Origin of the sequence: Burkholderia stagnalis (assembly GCF_902830275.1) — a bacterium.
Taxonomy (GTDB): Bacteria; Pseudomonadota; Gammaproteobacteria; order Burkholderiales; family Burkholderiaceae; genus Burkholderia; species Burkholderia stagnalis.
Genome location: NZ_CADESW010000014.1, coordinates 1 through 15309, shown reverse-complemented (window position 1 = coordinate 15309; position 15309 = coordinate 1). Strand labels below are relative to the sequence as shown.

The 15309-nt window shown below is 61.6% G+C and carries 11 protein-coding genes, 4 tRNA genes and 1 rRNA gene; 2 read left to right on the top strand and 14 right to left on the bottom strand.

Annotated elements, in window-relative coordinates:
• Position 1 precedes the first annotated feature (1 nt).
• The 13 genes from rpoC to HWY45_RS22745 all read right to left on the bottom strand — a co-directional run bounded on the left by rpoC (position 2) and on the right by HWY45_RS22745 (position 13917).
• Positions 2–4249 (bottom strand): DNA-directed RNA polymerase subunit beta', encoded by a 4248-nt coding sequence (gene rpoC / locus HWY45_RS22805; protein WP_059558279.1) that lies wholly within the window; start codon positions 4247–4249, stop codon positions 2–4.
• 21 nt (positions 4250–4270) lie between these two features.
• Positions 4271–8377, bottom strand: coding sequence for a DNA-directed RNA polymerase subunit beta (rpoB, locus tag HWY45_RS22800; protein WP_059558276.1), 4107 nt, complete (start codon positions 8375–8377; stop codon positions 4271–4273).
• A 367-nt stretch (positions 8378–8744) separates the two neighbouring features.
• Positions 8745–9119: a 50S ribosomal protein L7/L12 gene (gene rplL, locus HWY45_RS22795; RefSeq protein ID WP_006477198.1), complete on the bottom strand. Its 375-nt coding sequence runs from the start codon at positions 9117–9119 to the stop codon at positions 8745–8747.
• A 63-nt stretch (positions 9120–9182) separates the two neighbouring features.
• A complete protein-coding gene (gene rplJ, locus HWY45_RS22790; RefSeq protein ID WP_059803102.1) occupies positions 9183–9680 on the bottom strand; it encodes a 50S ribosomal protein L10 in 498 nt (165 codons plus the stop codon).
• 291 nt (positions 9681–9971) lie between these two features.
• The gene (rplA, locus tag HWY45_RS22785; RefSeq protein ID WP_017333534.1) at positions 9972–10670 is read right to left on the bottom strand and encodes a 50S ribosomal protein L1; all 699 of its coding nucleotides are present in this window, start codon (positions 10668–10670) and stop codon (positions 9972–9974) included.
• Positions 10671–11102 (bottom strand): 50S ribosomal protein L11, encoded by a 432-nt coding sequence (gene rplK, locus HWY45_RS22780; RefSeq protein WP_006400671.1) that lies wholly within the window; start codon positions 11100–11102, stop codon positions 10671–10673.
• A gap of 140 nt (positions 11103–11242) precedes the next feature.
• Positions 11243–11800, bottom strand: a complete 558-nt coding sequence (gene nusG / locus HWY45_RS22775; protein WP_006765424.1) for a transcription termination/antitermination protein NusG — start codon at positions 11798–11800, stop codon at positions 11243–11245.
• A 1-nt stretch (position 11801) separates the two neighbouring features.
• On the bottom strand, positions 11802–12182 hold the full coding sequence (gene secE / locus HWY45_RS22770) for a preprotein translocase subunit SecE (protein WP_059558272.1): 381 nt from the start codon (positions 12180–12182) through the stop codon (positions 11802–11804).
• Between the two features lie 43 nt (positions 12183–12225).
• Positions 12226–12301, bottom strand: a tRNA-Trp gene (locus HWY45_RS22765).
• 59 nt (positions 12302–12360) lie between these two features.
• Complete coding sequence (gene tuf, locus HWY45_RS22760) at positions 12361–13551, bottom strand: elongation factor Tu (RefSeq protein WP_011882996.1); 1191 nt, start codon at positions 13549–13551, stop codon at positions 12361–12363.
• Between the two features lie 63 nt (positions 13552–13614).
• Positions 13615–13689: transfer RNA gene (locus HWY45_RS22755), tRNA-Thr, on the bottom strand.
• Between the two features lie 25 nt (positions 13690–13714).
• A tRNA-Gly gene (locus tag HWY45_RS22750) sits at positions 13715–13788 on the bottom strand.
• Positions 13789–13831: 43 nt separating this feature from the next.
• Positions 13832–13917 (bottom strand) — tRNA-Tyr (locus HWY45_RS22745).
• 111 nt (positions 13918–14028) lie between these two features.
• Here HWY45_RS22745 and HWY45_RS22740 point away from each other — a divergent pair.
• A complete protein-coding gene (locus HWY45_RS22740; protein WP_150999492.1) occupies positions 14029–14433 on the top strand; it encodes a hypothetical protein in 405 nt (134 codons plus the stop codon).
• Positions 14430–14582 (top strand): hypothetical protein, encoded by a 153-nt coding sequence (locus HWY45_RS22735; RefSeq protein WP_155631887.1) that lies wholly within the window; start codon positions 14430–14432, stop codon positions 14580–14582. Before HWY45_RS22740 ends, HWY45_RS22735 begins: the two co-directional genes overlap by 4 nt.
• A 607-nt stretch (positions 14583–15189) precedes the next feature.
• Here HWY45_RS22735 and rrf read toward each other — a convergent pair.
• Positions 15190–15302, bottom strand: a 5S ribosomal RNA gene (gene rrf, locus HWY45_RS22730).
• Between the last annotated feature and the right edge of the window lie 7 nt (positions 15303–15309).

The window sequence follows — 15309 nt, the reverse complement described above, 5'->3', positions numbered from 1 at the left end:
CTTACTCGGCTGCCGGATGCTGTTGCGGCTCTTCCGTGGCGGGCGTGCTCGGGGTGCCGAACTCGAACGCTTCTTCCGCTGCGATCTGGTCGAAACGCTCGCGATCCGACGACTCCTTGGCCTTGCGCGCCTTGTGGAACGCCAGGCCCGTACCAGCCGGAATCAGACGGCCGACGATCACGTTTTCCTTCAGGCCGCGCAGATCGTCGCGCTTGCCCATGATCGCCGCTTCGGTCAGCACGCGGGTCGTTTCCTGGAACGATGCCGCGGAGATGAACGAGTCGGTCGACAGCGACGCCTTCGTGATACCCAGCAGCACGTTGTCGTACGACGCCGGACGCTTGTCCTCGGCGATCATGCGATCGTTCTCGTCCAGCATGTCGGAACGCTCGACCTGTTCGCCCGGGATGAAGCGCGTATCGCCGTTGTCGGTGATCTGCACACGACGCAGCATCTGGCGAACGATCACCTCGATGTGCTTGTCGTTGATCTTCACGCCCTGCAGTCGGTACACGTCCTGCACTTCGTCGACGATGTAGCGCGACAGCGCCTCGATACCCTGCAGACGCAGGATGTCGTGCGGATCGGCCGGGCCGTCCACGATCATTTCGCCCTTGTTGACGACCTGAGCATCGTGGACCAGCACCTGCTTTTCCTTCGCGATCAGGAACTCGTGCTGATTGCCCTCGAGGTCCGTGATGACGAGACGCTGCTTGCCCTTCGTGTCCTTGCCGAACGACGTCGTGCCGGTGACTTCCGCGAGAATGCCCGCATCCTTCGGCGAACGCGCTTCGAACAGTTCCGCCACCCGCGGCAGACCGCCGGTAATGTCACGCGTCTTCTGCGCTTCGGTCGGGATACGTGCGAGCACTTCACCCACCTGCACCTGCTGGCCGTCCTTCACGGTGATCAGCGCGCCGACCTGGAAGCCGATCTGCACTGCGTGCTCCGTGCCCGGGATCTTCACTTCCTCGCCGTTCGCGTCGAGCAGCTTCACCTGCGGACGCACGCTCTTCGACGCCTGCGAACCGCGACGCTTCACGTCGATCACGACCAGCGTCGACAGGCCGGTCACGTCGTCGATCTGCTTCGCGACCGTCACGCCTTCCTCGACGTTCTCGAACTTCACCGTACCGCCGTACTCGGTGATGATCGGGCGCGTCAGCGGATCCCACGTAGCGAGCTGCGTGCCGGCCTTGACGGTGACGCCGTCGAGCTGCAGCAGCGTCGCGCCGTACGGCACTTTGTGACGCTCGCGCTCGCGACCGAAGTCGTCGGTGATCATCGCTTCGCCCGAACGGGAAATGACGATCTGCTCGCCCTTCGCGTTCGTGACGTAGCGCATCGTCGACGTGAAGCGCACGATACCGTTGCTCTTCGCTTCGACCGACGACGCCACTGCCGCACGCGATGCCGCACCACCGATGTGGAACGTACGCATCGTCAGCTGCGTGCCCGGCTCGCCGATCGACTGCGCGGCGATCACGCCGACCGCTTCTCCGACGTTCACGAGCGAGCCGCGGCCGAGGTCGCGGCCGTAGCACGACGCGCACAGACCGTAGCGGGTTTCGCAGGTCAGCGGCGTGCGCACGCGCACTTCGTCGATGCCGAGGCGTTCGATCTCCTCGACCGCCGTTTCGTCGAGCAGCGTGCCCGATTCGTACAGCGTTTCCTGCGTTTCCGGATTCACGACGTCCGCCACCGCGACGCGGCCGAGGATACGGTCGCGCAGCGCTTCGACGACTTCACCGCCTTCGACCAGCGCCTTCATCGCGACGCCGTTGCTCGTGCCGCAATCGTCCTCGACCACGACCAGATCCTGCGTCACGTCGACCAGACGACGCGTCAGGTAACCCGAGTTCGCGGTCTTCAGTGCCGTATCAGCCAGACCCTTACGTGCACCGTGGGTCGAGATGAAGTACTGCAACACGTTCAGGCCTTCGCGGAAGTTCGCGGTAATCGGCGTCTCGATAATCGAGCCGTCCGGCTTCGCCATCAGGCCGCGCATACCGGCCAGCTGACGAATCTGCACCGCCGAACCCCGGGCGCCCGAGTCGGCCATCATGTAGATCGAGTTGAACGACTCCTGGCGCGTCGCGTTGCCGTCGCGGTCCGTCACCGGCTCCGTCGACAGCTGCTCCATCATCGCCTTGCCGACCGCTTCCGACGTCGCCGACCAGATGTCGACCACGTTGTTGTAGCGTTCCTGCGCGGTGACGAGACCCGACATGTACTGGCGGTCGTACTCCTTCACCTTCTTCGCGGCGTCGCCGACGATCGTTTCCTTCTGCTCCGGCACGAGCATGTCGTCCACGCAGATCGAGATGCCGGCGCGCGTCGCGAGACGGAAACCCGACTGCATCAGCTGATCGGCGAACACCACCGTCGCGCGCAGGCCGCACTTGCGGAACGCCGTGTTGATCAGGCGCGAGATTTCCTTCTTCTTCAGCGGCTTGTTCAGCACCGAGAACGGCAGGCCGTGCGGCAGGATCTCCGACAGGATCGCGCGGCCGACGGTCGTCGCGTACAGCGTGATCTTCGGCACGAACGCCGGTGCGCCTTCCGACTTGTCCTCGTTGTGGACCATTTCGGTGATCCGCACGTTGACGCGCGATGCCAGCTCGACTTCCTTGTTCTCGTACGCGCGGATCACTTCCGACACGCCGGTGAACGACAGGCCTTCGCCCTTCGCGTTGATCGCTTCGCGGGTCGCGTAGTACAGACCCAGCACGATATCCTGCGACGGCACGATCGACGGATCGCCGTTGGCCGGGAACAGCACGTTGTTCGACGCGAGCATCAGCGTGCGCGCTTCCATCTGCGCTTCGAGCGACAGCGGCACGTGAACGGCCATCTGGTCACCGTCGAAGTCGGCGTTGAACGCCGCGCAGACGAGCGGGTGCAGCTGGATTGCCTTGCCTTCGATCAGCACCGGCTCGAACGCCTGGATACCGAGACGGTGCAGCGTCGGCGCACGGTTCAGCATCACCGGGTGCTCGCGGATCACCTCTTCGAGGATGTCCCACACCACCGGCGTCTGGTTCTCGACTTCCTTCTTCGCCGCCTTGATGGTCGTCGCGACGCCCATCACTTCCAGCTTGTTGAAGATGAACGGCTTGAACAGCTCGAGCGCCATCAGCTTCGGCAGGCCGCACTGGTGCAGCTTCAGCGTCGGGCCGACCACGATGACCGAACGGCCCGAGTAGTCGACGCGCTTGCCCAGCAGGTTCTGACGGAAACGACCGCCCTTGCCCTTGATCATGTCGGCGAGCGACTTCAGCGGACGCTTGTTCGCGCCCGTCATCGCCTTGCCGCGGCGGCCGTTGTCGAGCAGCGAGTCGACGGCTTCCTGCAGCATCCGCTTTTCGTTGCGGACGATGATCTCCGGCGCCTTCAGCTCGAGCAGACGCTTCAACCGGTTGTTACGGTTGATCACGCGGCGGTACAGGTCGTTCAGGTCCGACGTCGCGAAACGGCCGCCGTCCAGCGGCACGAGCGGACGCAGTTCCGGCGGCAGCACCGGCAGCACTTCGAGGATCATCCACTCGGGCTTGATGCCCGAGCGCTGGAATGCCTCGAGGACCTTCAGGCGCTTCGCGTACTTCTTGATCTTCGCTTCCGAGCCGGTGTTCTTCAGCTCGGTGCGCAGCGTCTCGACCTGCTCGTCGATGTTGATCGCGCGCAGCAGTTCACGCACGCCTTCCGCACCCATCTCGGCACGGAATTCGTCGCCGTATTCCTCGACCTTGTTGTAGTAATCCTCTTCGGTCATGATCTGCCGCGCCTTCAGCGGCGTCATGCCCGGTTCGATCACCACGTATGCCTCGAAGTACAGCACGCGCTCGATGTCGCGCAGCGTCATGTCGAGCACCATGCCCAGACGCGACGGCAGCGACTTCAGGAACCAGATGTGCGCGACCGGCGAGGCCAGTTCGATGTGGCCCATCCGTTCACGACGCACCTTCGCCAGCGTCACTTCGACGCCGCACTTCTCGCAGATCACGCCGCGGTGCTTCAGGCGCTTGTACTTGCCGCACAGGCACTCGTAGTCCTTGATCGGCCCGAAGATCTTCGCGCAGAAGAGACCATCGCGTTCCGGCTTGAACGTACGGTAGTTGATGGTCTCCGGTTTCTTCACTTCGCCGAACGACCACGAACGGATCTTGTCAGGTGAAGCCAGACCGATCTTGATCGCGTCGAAAACTTCTTCCTGTTGGACTTGCTTGAATAGATCGAGCAGAGCTTTCATTGCTTTCTCTCCGTAGTCCGATTAATTGCGGTCGAGATCGATGTCGATACCGAGCGAGCGGATTTCCTTCACGAGCACGTTGAAGGATTCCGGCATGCCGGCGTCGATCACGTGATCGCCCTTGACCAGGTTCTCGTACACCTTGGTCCGGCCGTTCACGTCGTCCGACTTCACCGTCAGCATTTCCTGCAGCACGTAGGACGCGCCGTATGCCTCGAGTGCCCACACTTCCATTTCACCGAAACGCTGGCCACCGAACTGCGCCTTACCACCCAGCGGCTGCTGCGTGACGAGCGAGTACGGGCCCGTCGAACGCGCGTGCATCTTGTCGTCGACCAAGTGGTGCAGCTTCAGGTAGTGCATGTAGCCGACCGTCACGCGACGCTCGAACATTTCGCCCGTGCGGCCGTCGTACAGACGGACCTGGTTCTTCGACGGGTTCATGTCGAGGTGTTCGGCGATGTCGTCCGGGAACGCGAGGTCGAGCATCTTCGCCATTTCGTCCTCGGTCGCACCATCGAACACCGGCGTCGCGAACGGCACGCCTTCGCGCAGGTTCTTCGCGAGCTCGAGGATCTCGTCGTCGCTGAAGCTCTCCAGATCTTCCGCGCGGCCCGACTCGTTGTAGATCTTCGTCAGGAAGACACGCAGCTCCTCGATCTTCGCCTGACGCTGCAGCATTTCGCCGATACGCCAGCCGAGGCCCTTCGCGGCCCAGCCGAGGTGCACTTCCAGAACCTGACCCACGTTCATCCGCGACGGCACGCCCAGCGGGTTCAGCACGACGTCGGCCGGACGGCCGTCAGCCATGTACGGCATGTCTTCGACCGGAACGATCTTCGACACGACACCCTTGTTACCGTGGCGGCCTGCCATCTTGTCGCCAGGCTGCAGGCGGCGCTTCACCGCGAGGTACACCTTGACCATCTTCAGCACGCCCGGCGGCAGTTCGTCGCCTTGCGTGAGCTTCTTGCGCTTCTCTTCGAACGCGAGGTCGAACTGGTGGCGCTTCTCTTCGATCGAGTTCTTGATCGCTTCGAGCTGCACCGCTGCTTCGTCGTCCGCGAGGCGGATGTCGAACCAGTGATAGTGGTCGAGGTCTTCCAGGTAAGCCTGGTCGATCTTCGTGCCCTTCGCGAGCTTCTTCGGGCCACCGTTTGCAACCTTGCCCACGAGCATGCGCGCGAGACGCTGGAACGCGTCGCCTTCCACGATGCGCAGCTGGTCGTTCAGGTCGAGACGGTAGCGCTTCAGTTCGTCGTCGATGATCTGTTGCGCACGCTTGTCGCGCTGGATGCCTTCACGCGTGAACACCTGGACGTCGATCACGGTGCCGCTCATGCCCGACGGCACGCGCAGCGACGTGTCCTTCACGTCCGACGCCTTCTCGCCGAAGATCGCGCGCAGCAGCTTCTCTTCCGGCGTCAGCTGGGTCTCGCCCTTCGGCGTGACCTTGCCGACCAGCACGTCGCCCGCTTCGACTTCCGCACCGATGTACACGATGCCCGATTCGTCGAGACGGCCGAGCTGGACTTCCGCCAGGTTCGAGATGTCGCGCGTGATTTCTTCCGGCCCGAGCTTCGTGTCGCGTGCAACGACGTTCAGCTCTTCGATGTGGATCGACGTGTAGCGATCGTCGGCCACGACCTTCTCCGAGATCAGGATCGAATCCTCGAAGTTGTAGCCGTTCCACGGCATGAACGCGATCAGCATGTTCTGGCCGAGCGCGAGCTCGCCCAGGTCCGTCGAGGCGCCGTCGGCCAGCACGTCGCCGCGCGAGACCTTGTCGCCCATCTTCACGATCGGACGCTGGTTGATGTTCGTGTTCTGGTTCGAACGCGTGTACTTGATCAGGTTGTAGATGTCGACACCGACTTCACCCGCGACCGCTTCGTCGTCGTTCACGCGAATCACGATACGGCCTGCGTCGACATAGTCGACGACGCCGCCGCGGAACGCCTGGACCGTCGTGCCCGAGTCGACCGCGCAGGTGCGCTCGATGCCCGTACCGACGACCGGCTTCTCCGGACGCAGGCACGGCACGGCCTGACGCTGCATGTTCGAACCCATCAGTGCACGGTTCGCATCGTCGTGCTCGAGGAACGGAATCAGCGAGGCTGCAACCGACACGATCTGCGACGGCGCCACGTCCATGTACTGGATGCGGTCCGGCGTGACCATCATCGTTTCGCCGGCTTCACGCGACGACACGAGTTCGTCGATCAGCTGGCCGTTCTCGTCGATCGCTGCGTTTGCCTGCGCGATCATGTAGCGGCCTTCCTCGATCGCCGACAGGTAGTCGATCTGATCGGTCACCTTGCTGTCGACGACCTTGCGGTACGGCGTCTCGAGGAAGCCGTATTCGTTCAGGTGCGCGTACAGTGCGAGCGAGTTGATCAGGCCGATGTTCGGACCTTCCGGCGTTTCGATCGGGCACACGCGGCCGTAGTGGGTCGGGTGCACGTCGCGGACTTCGAAGCCTGCGCGCTCGCGCGTCAGACCGCCCGGGCCCAGTGCGGAAACACGGCGCTTGTGCGTGATTTCCGACAGCGGGTTGGTCTGGTCCATGAACTGCGACAGCTGCGACGAACCGAAGAACTCGCGGATCGCCGACGAAATCGGCTTCGAGTTGATCAGGTCGTGCGGCATCAGGTTTTCGCTTTCGGCCTGGCCGAGGCGTTCCTTGACTGCGCGCTCGACACGCACGAGGCCTGCGCGGAACTGGTTTTCCGCCAGTTCGCCGACACAACGCACGCGACGGTTGCCGAGGTGGTCGATGTCGTCCACTTCGCCCTTGCCGTTGCGCAGCTCGACGAGGATCTTGATCGTCGCGAGGATGTCGTCGTCCTGCAGCGTCATCGGGCCGGTGATCTCGTCACGGCCGACGCGGCGGTTGAACTTCATGCGGCCGACCTTCGACAGGTCGTACGCTTCTTCGCTGTAGAACAGGCGGTTGAACAGCGCCTCGACCGCTTCTTCGGTCGGCGGCTCGCCCGGACGCATCATGCGGTAGATCGCGATGCGCGCGGCCGTCTTGTCGGCCGTTTCGTCGACACGCAGCGTCGACGAGATGTACGGGCCCTGGTCCAGGTCGTTCGTGTAGAGCGTCTGGATGTCCTTGATGCCCGCTTCGCGCAGCTTCTCGAGCACGCTTTCCGTGATCTCGTCGTTCGCGCTCGCGATCACTTCGCCGGTGTCGCCGTCGACGACGTTCTTCGCCAGCACGCGGCCGAGCAGATAGTCTTCCGGCACCGAGATGAACTTGGTCTTCGCGGCTTCGAGGTCGCGAATGTGCTTCGCGTTGATCCGCTTGTCCTTCTGGACGATGACCTTGCCGTCGCGATCCGTGATGTCGAAACGCGCGACTTCACCACGCAGGCGCTCCGGCACGAACTCGAGTTGCGCGCCTTCGTCCATCAGCGTGAAGTTGTCGAACACGAAGAAGTTCGCGAGGATCTGTTCCGGCGTGAGGCCGATCGCCTTCAGCAGGATCGTGACCGGCATCTTGCGGCGACGGTCGACGCGGAAGTACAGGATGTCCTTCGGATCGAATTCGAAGTCGAGCCACGAGCCGCGGTACGGAATGATCCGTGCCGAGAACAGCAGCTTGCCCGAGCTGTGCGTCTTGCCCTTGTCGTGTTCGAAGAACACGCCCGGCGAGCGATGCAGCTGCGAGACGATCACACGCTCGGTACCGTTGATGACGAACGAGCCCGTCGGCGTCATGAGCGGAATTTCGCCCATGTACACTTCCTGCTCCTTCACTTCCTTGACGACCGGCTTGTTCGGCGATTCCTTGTCGAGGATGACGAGGCGCACCTTCGCGCGCAGCGCGGAACAGTACGTCAGGCCCCGCTGCTGACATTCCTTGATGTTGAATGCCGGCGAGGACAGCGCGTAGCTCACGAACTCGAGACGCGCGAAACCATTGTGCGAAACAATGGGAAATACCGATGTGAAGGCAGCCTGCAAACCCTCAGGCTTGCGTTGCGCCGTCAGAACATCAGCTTGCAGAAACGTGCTGAATGATTCAAGCTGGGTGGCCAGCAGGAAAGGAACTTGGTGAACGATGGGGCGCTTCGCGAAACTCTTGCGAATGCGCTTCTTCTCGGTGAAGGAATATTGCATACGATCTCCGAATCACGGCGGGTGCTATCGAGGCGGAATACCTGGACGTGTCAAACCCGAGTGTTCACCGACTGAGACCCGATGGCCGTCCGACGGCTTGAACGAGCCGAGAAGCTTGGTGGTTGGCCGCTACCAACCGCTGGCTGACGGCAGCGGATGCCTGTGTTGCCCGCTACCCGACCAAACTTGCCTTCTGCAGTCGCTTCAGAAGACAAAGAAAAACGCCAATCGCAACGATTCGACGGTTATCTTTGGCTTCTCGGGGCGTTTATCCCGGCTCACGAAAGAGTGCCAGAATAACGTTCCCACAAAGCACAAAAAGGCCGGCGGTGGAAATACCGCCAGCCTTCGCACAGCGCGCCGGAACTTACTTGACTTCGACCTTCGCGCCTGCTTCTTCCAGCTTCTTCTTGGCTTCTTCAGCAGCAGCCTTGTCGACGCCTTCCTTGACGGGCTTCGGTGCACCGTCAACCAGGTCCTTCGCTTCCTTCAGGCCCAGGCCCGTCAGTTCGCGAACTGCCTTGATGACGGAAACCTTGTTCGCGCCTGCTTCAGCCAGGACGACCGTGAATTCGGTCTTCTCTTCAGCTGCAGCAGCAGCGCCGCCGCCTGCCGGGCCAGCGACTGCAACAGCAGCTGCCGACACGCCGAACTTCTCTTCGAACGCCTTGACCAGTTCGTTCAGTTCCAGAACGGTCATCCCTTCGACTGCTGCCAGGATGTCTTCTTTTGCGATTGCCATTTGAAATACTCCTAAATTGAATACGGATACAGCCAGCGATCAGTGACGCTGATGTGCGTTCGATTACGCAGCTTCGGCTTGCTTCTTCTCAGCCAGCGCGGCCAGAGCGCGCGCAAAGCCGGAAACAGGCGATTGCATAACGAACAGCAGCTTCGAGAGCAGTTCCTCGCGGCTCGGGATGCTTGCCAGCGCTTGCACGCCGGCTTGGTCCATCACCTTGCCATCGAACGAACCAGCCCGAATGACCAACTTGTCATTGCTCTTGCTGAAGTCGTTGACGACCTTCGCAGCAGCAATTGCATCTTCCGAGATGCCGTAGATCAGGGGGCCAGTCATCTGCTCTGCCAGCGGAGCAAACGGCGTACCTTCGACGGCGCGACGCGCCAGCGTGTTCTTCAACACGCGCAGGTAAACCTGTTGCTCACGCGCTTTCGCGCGCAGCTTGGTCAGATCGCCAACCGCAATTCCACGATACTCAGCCAGCACGACGGTCTGGGCCTTCGCGACTTGCGCGGCAACCTCAGCGACGACGGCTTGCTTGTCTTCTCTATTAAGCGGCACGGTTAGCCTCCAGAAACGATACGTTCGGCACGAAACCTCACGTACCTCGTTCAACAACGGCGTCCGACTCGTTAGGAGTATTTCCACCTCACACCGCGAATCGCTTCGCGGCCTGGGGCTTCACCACTGCAAAACTATTTCGGGTTCGCCATCTGCGTTGGCTTGCATTAAGGGATTGCCTGACTGCGACGCTCCCACCAACGGTCTTTGATAACCGGTTGCCCGCCAAACTGCGCGGACAACCGCCCAAAGCCCTTTGAGGCCGCTTCGTGAAGCGGCCTGAATTCTTGCTTACTGCGCTGCCAGCGTAGCCTGGTCGACACGCACGCCGACGCCCATCGTGCTCGACAGTGCGATCTTGCGCAGGTACACGCCCTTGCTCGTTGCCGGCTTTGCCTTCTGCAGCGCTTCGATCAGCGCCGACAGGTTGCTGCGCAGCGCGGTCGATTCGAACGATGCACGGCCGATGGTCGCGTGGATGATACCGGCCTTGTCGACGCGGAACTGGACCTGGCCAGCCTTCGCGTTCTTGACCGCGGTTGCGACGTCCGGCGTCACGGTGCCGACCTTCGGGTTCGGCATCAGGCCGCGCGGGCCGAGGATCTGACCCAGCGTACCGACGATACGCATCGTGTCCGGCGAAGCGATCACGATGTCGAAGTCCATCTGGCCAGCCTTGATCTGCTCAGCCAGGTCTTCCATACCGACGATTTCCGCGCCTGCTGCACGTGCTTGCTCGGCCTTCTCGCCTTGCGCGAACACGGCAACGCGAACCGACTTGCCCGTGCCAGCCGGCAGAACGACCGAACCGCGAACCACTTGGTCCGACTTCTTCGCATCGATACCGAGCTGGACTGCGACGTCGATCGATTCGTTGAACTTCGCGCTCGCGCATTCCTTCACGAGTGCGAGTGCGTCTTCGATCGCGTACAGCTTCTGACGGTCGACCTTGGCGGCAAATGCCTGACGGCGCTTGGAGATCTTAGCCATTTACACACCCTCCACGGTGATGCCCATCGAGCGTGCGCTACCAGCGATGGTGCGAACGGCTGCGTCCAGATCAGCTGCCGTAAGGTCCGGCATCTTGGTCTTCGCGATTTCTTCGGCTTGAGCGCGCGTGATCGAACCGACCTTGTCGGTGTGCGGCTTGCTCGAGCCCTTGTCCACCTTCGCCGCCTTCTTGATCAGGACGGTCGCCGGCGGCGTCTTCATCACGAACGTGAAGCTCTTGTCAGCGTATGCCGTGATGACCACCGGCACCGGCAGACCCGGCTCCATGCCTTGAGTCTGCGCGTTGAACGCCTTGCAGAACTCCATGATGTTCAGGCCGCGCTGGCCCAGTGCCGGACCGACCGGCGGCGACGGGTTGGCTTTACCTGCAGGGATCTGCAGCTTGATAAAGCCGACAATCTTCTTTGCCATTTGAAAACCTCGTTGGAACGCCAAGCGGCGTTCGGTGAGTGATAACGCGCGTTCGCCGCTGGCTACTGACGCTCCTCAACGGCCATGACGCGGACCGTAAGCGCGAAGGTGGGCAGCCGAGGCTGCCCACCGAATCGGGATCAAACTTTTTCGACCTGGCCGAACTCGAGCTCGACCGGGGTGGCGCGACCGAAGATGGTGACCGACACACGCACACGCGATTTTTCGTAGTTCACTTCTTCGACGGTGCCATTGAAATCCGTGAACGGGCCTTCCTTGACCCGAACCATCTCGCCGACTTCGAACAGGGTCTTCGGGCGCGGCTTCTCCACGCCTTCCTGCATCTGCGACATGATCTTCTCGACTTCCTTGGGGGAAATCGGCGTCGGGCGGTTGCGCGCACCGCCGACGAAACCGGTGACCTTCGCGGTGTTCTTCACGAGGTGCCACGTTTCGTCCGTCATTTCCATTTCCACCAGCACGTAGCCGGGGAAGAAACGACGTTCCGTCACTGCCTTGTGACCACCCTTGACTTCGACCACTTCTTCGGTCGGAACCAGGATCTGGCCAAACTTGTCCTGCATGCCGGCACGTTCAATGCGCTCCTGAAGCGCGCGTTGCACGCTCTTCTCCATACCGGAGTAGGCGTGCACGACGTACCACCGCTTTCCGCTCGGGGATGCCGGAGTATCGCTCATATCATTTCCAACCCAGAATCGCCGAGAAAATCACCCATTCGATGGATTTGTCGCTCAACCAGAGGAAAATTGCCATCACGAGCACGAAACCGAACACGACGAGCGTGGTTTGCGTTGCTTCCTTGCGGGTGGGCCAAACGACCTTCCGGACTTCCTTGTACGAATCCTTGGCAAACGCGATCAGGCCCTTGCCAGGCGCCGACATCAGGCCCACGGCCACGCCGGCGATCAACCCCACCGCCAGAGCGGCACCGCGGACGTACCACTCCTGACCACCCAGCCAGAAGAAGCCCACGAATCCGGCCAAGACCAACAATACGCCCAGGGCCAGCATCAGCTTATCGCCGGAGGTATTTACAGTTTCGACGGATGGATTCGCCATAACACCTTAAAACAAATGCCACGTATGACACGTGGCGATTTTTTGGCAGGGGCAGAGGGAATCGAACCCCCAACCTTCGGTTTTGGAGACCGACGCTCTGCCAGTTGAGCTATACCCCTAGACCATGTTGGGACTGGCTAATGCCAGCCCCAAAACTGTCGATCAACGAATAACTGGCTTACTCGATGATCTTGGCGACGACGCCGGCACCGACGGTGCGGCCGCCTTCGCGGATTGCGAAGCGCAGACCTTCTTCCATCGCGATCGGCGCAATCAGCTTCACCGTGATCGACACGTTGTCGCCCGGCATCACCATTTCCTTGTCCTTCGGCAGCTCGATCGAGCCCGTCACGTCCGTCGTACGGAAGTAGAACTGCGGACGGTAGTTGTTGAAGAACGGCGTGTGACGGCCGCCTTCGTCCTTGCTCAGCACGTACACTTCAGCCGTGAAGTGCGTGTGCGGCGTGATCGAACCCGGCTTCGCCAGAACCTGGCCACGCTCCACGTCTTCACGCTTCGTGCCGCGCAGCAGGATACCAACGTTGTCGCCTGCCTGACCTTGGTCCAGCAGCTTGCGGAACATTTCCACGCCCGTGCAGGTCGTCTTCACCGTCGGCTTGATACCGACGATTTCGATTTCCTCGCCGACCTTCACGATGCCGCGCTCCACACGACCCGTCACCACCGTACCGCGGCCCGAGATCGAGAACACGTCTTCCACCGGCATCAGGAACGCGCCGTCAACCGCACGCTCCGGCGTCGGGATGTACGTGTCCAGTGCGTCTGCCAGGTTCATGATCGCCACTTCGCCCAGCTCGCCCGTGTCGCCTTCCAGCGCCAGCTTCGCCGAACCCTTCACGATCGGCGTGTCGTCGCCCGGGAAGTCGTACTTCGACAGGAGTTCGCGAACTTCCATCTCGACCAGCTCGAGCAGTTCAGCGTCGTCCACCATGTCGCACTTGTTCAGGAACACGATGATGTACGGAACGCCAACCTGACGCGCCAGCAGGATGTGCTCACGCGTTTGCGGCATCGGGCCGTCTGCTGCCGAGCACACCAGGATCGCGCCGTCCATCTGCGCCGCGCCCGTGATCATGTTCTTCACATAGTCAGCGTGGCCCGGGCAGTCGACGTGTGCGTAGTGGCGGTTAGCCGTTTCGTACTCGACGTGCGCGGTGTTGATCGTGATGCCGCGTGCCTTTTCTTCCGGCGCTGCGTCGATCTGGTCGTATGCCTTCGCTTCGCCGCCGAACTTCTTCGTCAGCACGGTCGTGATCGCTGCCGTCAGCGTCGTCTTGCCGTGGTCAACGTGACCAATCGTACCAACGTTCACGTGCGGCTTGGTCCGCTCGAATTTTTCCTTGGCCATTTTCAACTCCCGAAAGGAATTTCACATGTTGCGCCGCGCGCAAACAGACACTGACTGTACTACTGGTGCCCATGGGCAGGATCGAACTGCCGACCTCTCCCTTACCAAGGGAGTGCTCTACCACTGAGCCACATGGGCGGTTTTACGCTTCAACTACGCAGACTGGAGCGGGTGAAGGGAATCGAACCCTCGTCGTAAGCTTGGAAGGCTTCTGCTCTACCATTGAGCTACACCCGCACGGGCCACTAACGATTCCCTACTGCTCTCTGCGCTGATGTCTTGGTGGAGGAGGTTGGATTCGAACCAACGTAGGCGTAAGCCAACAGATTTACAGTCTGCCCCCTTTAGCCACTCGGGCACCCCTCCGTAGAGAACTGACGATTATGGAGGCACATCACACTTGTGTCAAGCGCATCGCGAAGATTATTTTCATTCTCCTCGAGAATGCCTGCACGATCCGCGAGGCGTCAGCCCGGCATGTTGATGCACACATCTTCGTCAGATTCTGGTTTCGCCGCAGATCTGCACCCGCGCCGAAAATCAGAAGACCGCCATCATACGGCCTTCGCGTCACAAAGCCAAGGGGTATATGCAAAAATTCCGGCAAATTTCGTGCCGATCGGTTCGCGACGGGACGGACGCCGCTTTCTTGCGAGCTTTTCAGCGGCATTTCCTGGCGCTGCGCAGTCGATGGGTGCCGCCTATAGGGTGATGTCGTTATCCGCCGAGATCGTCAGCCCTACCGCGATCATGCGTAAGCTCGTTCGCCAGTTCGCGACCGCCGCGCTAGCCGGGACATCGATAGTGCTTGCCGCCGACATGTCGGACAAATGGTGTCGCGCCGACGGCCGGCCTGACGGGCCACCTGGATTCGCCACGTGAGCCGCGAAGCGATAGCCGCTATCACGGCTTCTGAGCGCCCCTTCGACCGCCCCTGGCTCGGCGCGACGCCGCACGATTCCACGAACGACATGAGCAGCATGAACGTCCCGCAGCGCTTGACCGACAACAACATGCGCTCGAACCAATGATTGCCAACGCGGGTGCATGGCCACTGCAGCTGATGTCAGGCAATGAAATCGCTCGCCGCCTCGGCGAGTCGTGCAAGCTGATCAGAATGACTGTCTGGCGGCCTGTCGCAGCGAAGTAACGATCTGCGTGCGATACCAGGCCTGCCCGCACGACATCCATCTGGTTCGCTTGGCCGACGACACTTGCTTCGGCTTCGACGCGGGCGCGTCGCGTCAGCCAGTACGCTCGCGCCGCAGGAAAACTGTCGGGTAAATCTTCGCGCCGCGGGCCCCGATCCGTGCCCCGCGCTCCTCGTGCCGTAGCATGCGCCCCGATACGGCGCTGAGCGATCCGAGCCCGGCTGACGATCTTCGGACCAGCCGGCTTACGGCGGCCCGGATATTGGGGGCTGTACGGAGGTGATGGTCGGAAGCCCAGGCTGAGCGGCCTGTTTGCGCTAACGGCAGTTGCGAGGAATCGAGGTGGCGCCCCTTGTCCGACGATGATCGCACCGGGCTTTTTCGAAGAAGACTGTGCGCCCGGATGGGTGCCCCGCTCGCCACGCGCATTTCCGCGCCACAAATGCAAAAACCCCCGCCGGTTAGGCGGGGGTTCTTGGCTTAGGGAGCCTGACGATTACCTACTTTCACACGGGAATCCGCACTATCATCGGCGTAGAGTCGTTTCACGGTCCTGTTCGGGATGGGAAGGGGTGGGACCGACTCGCTATGGTCATCAGGCAAAGAG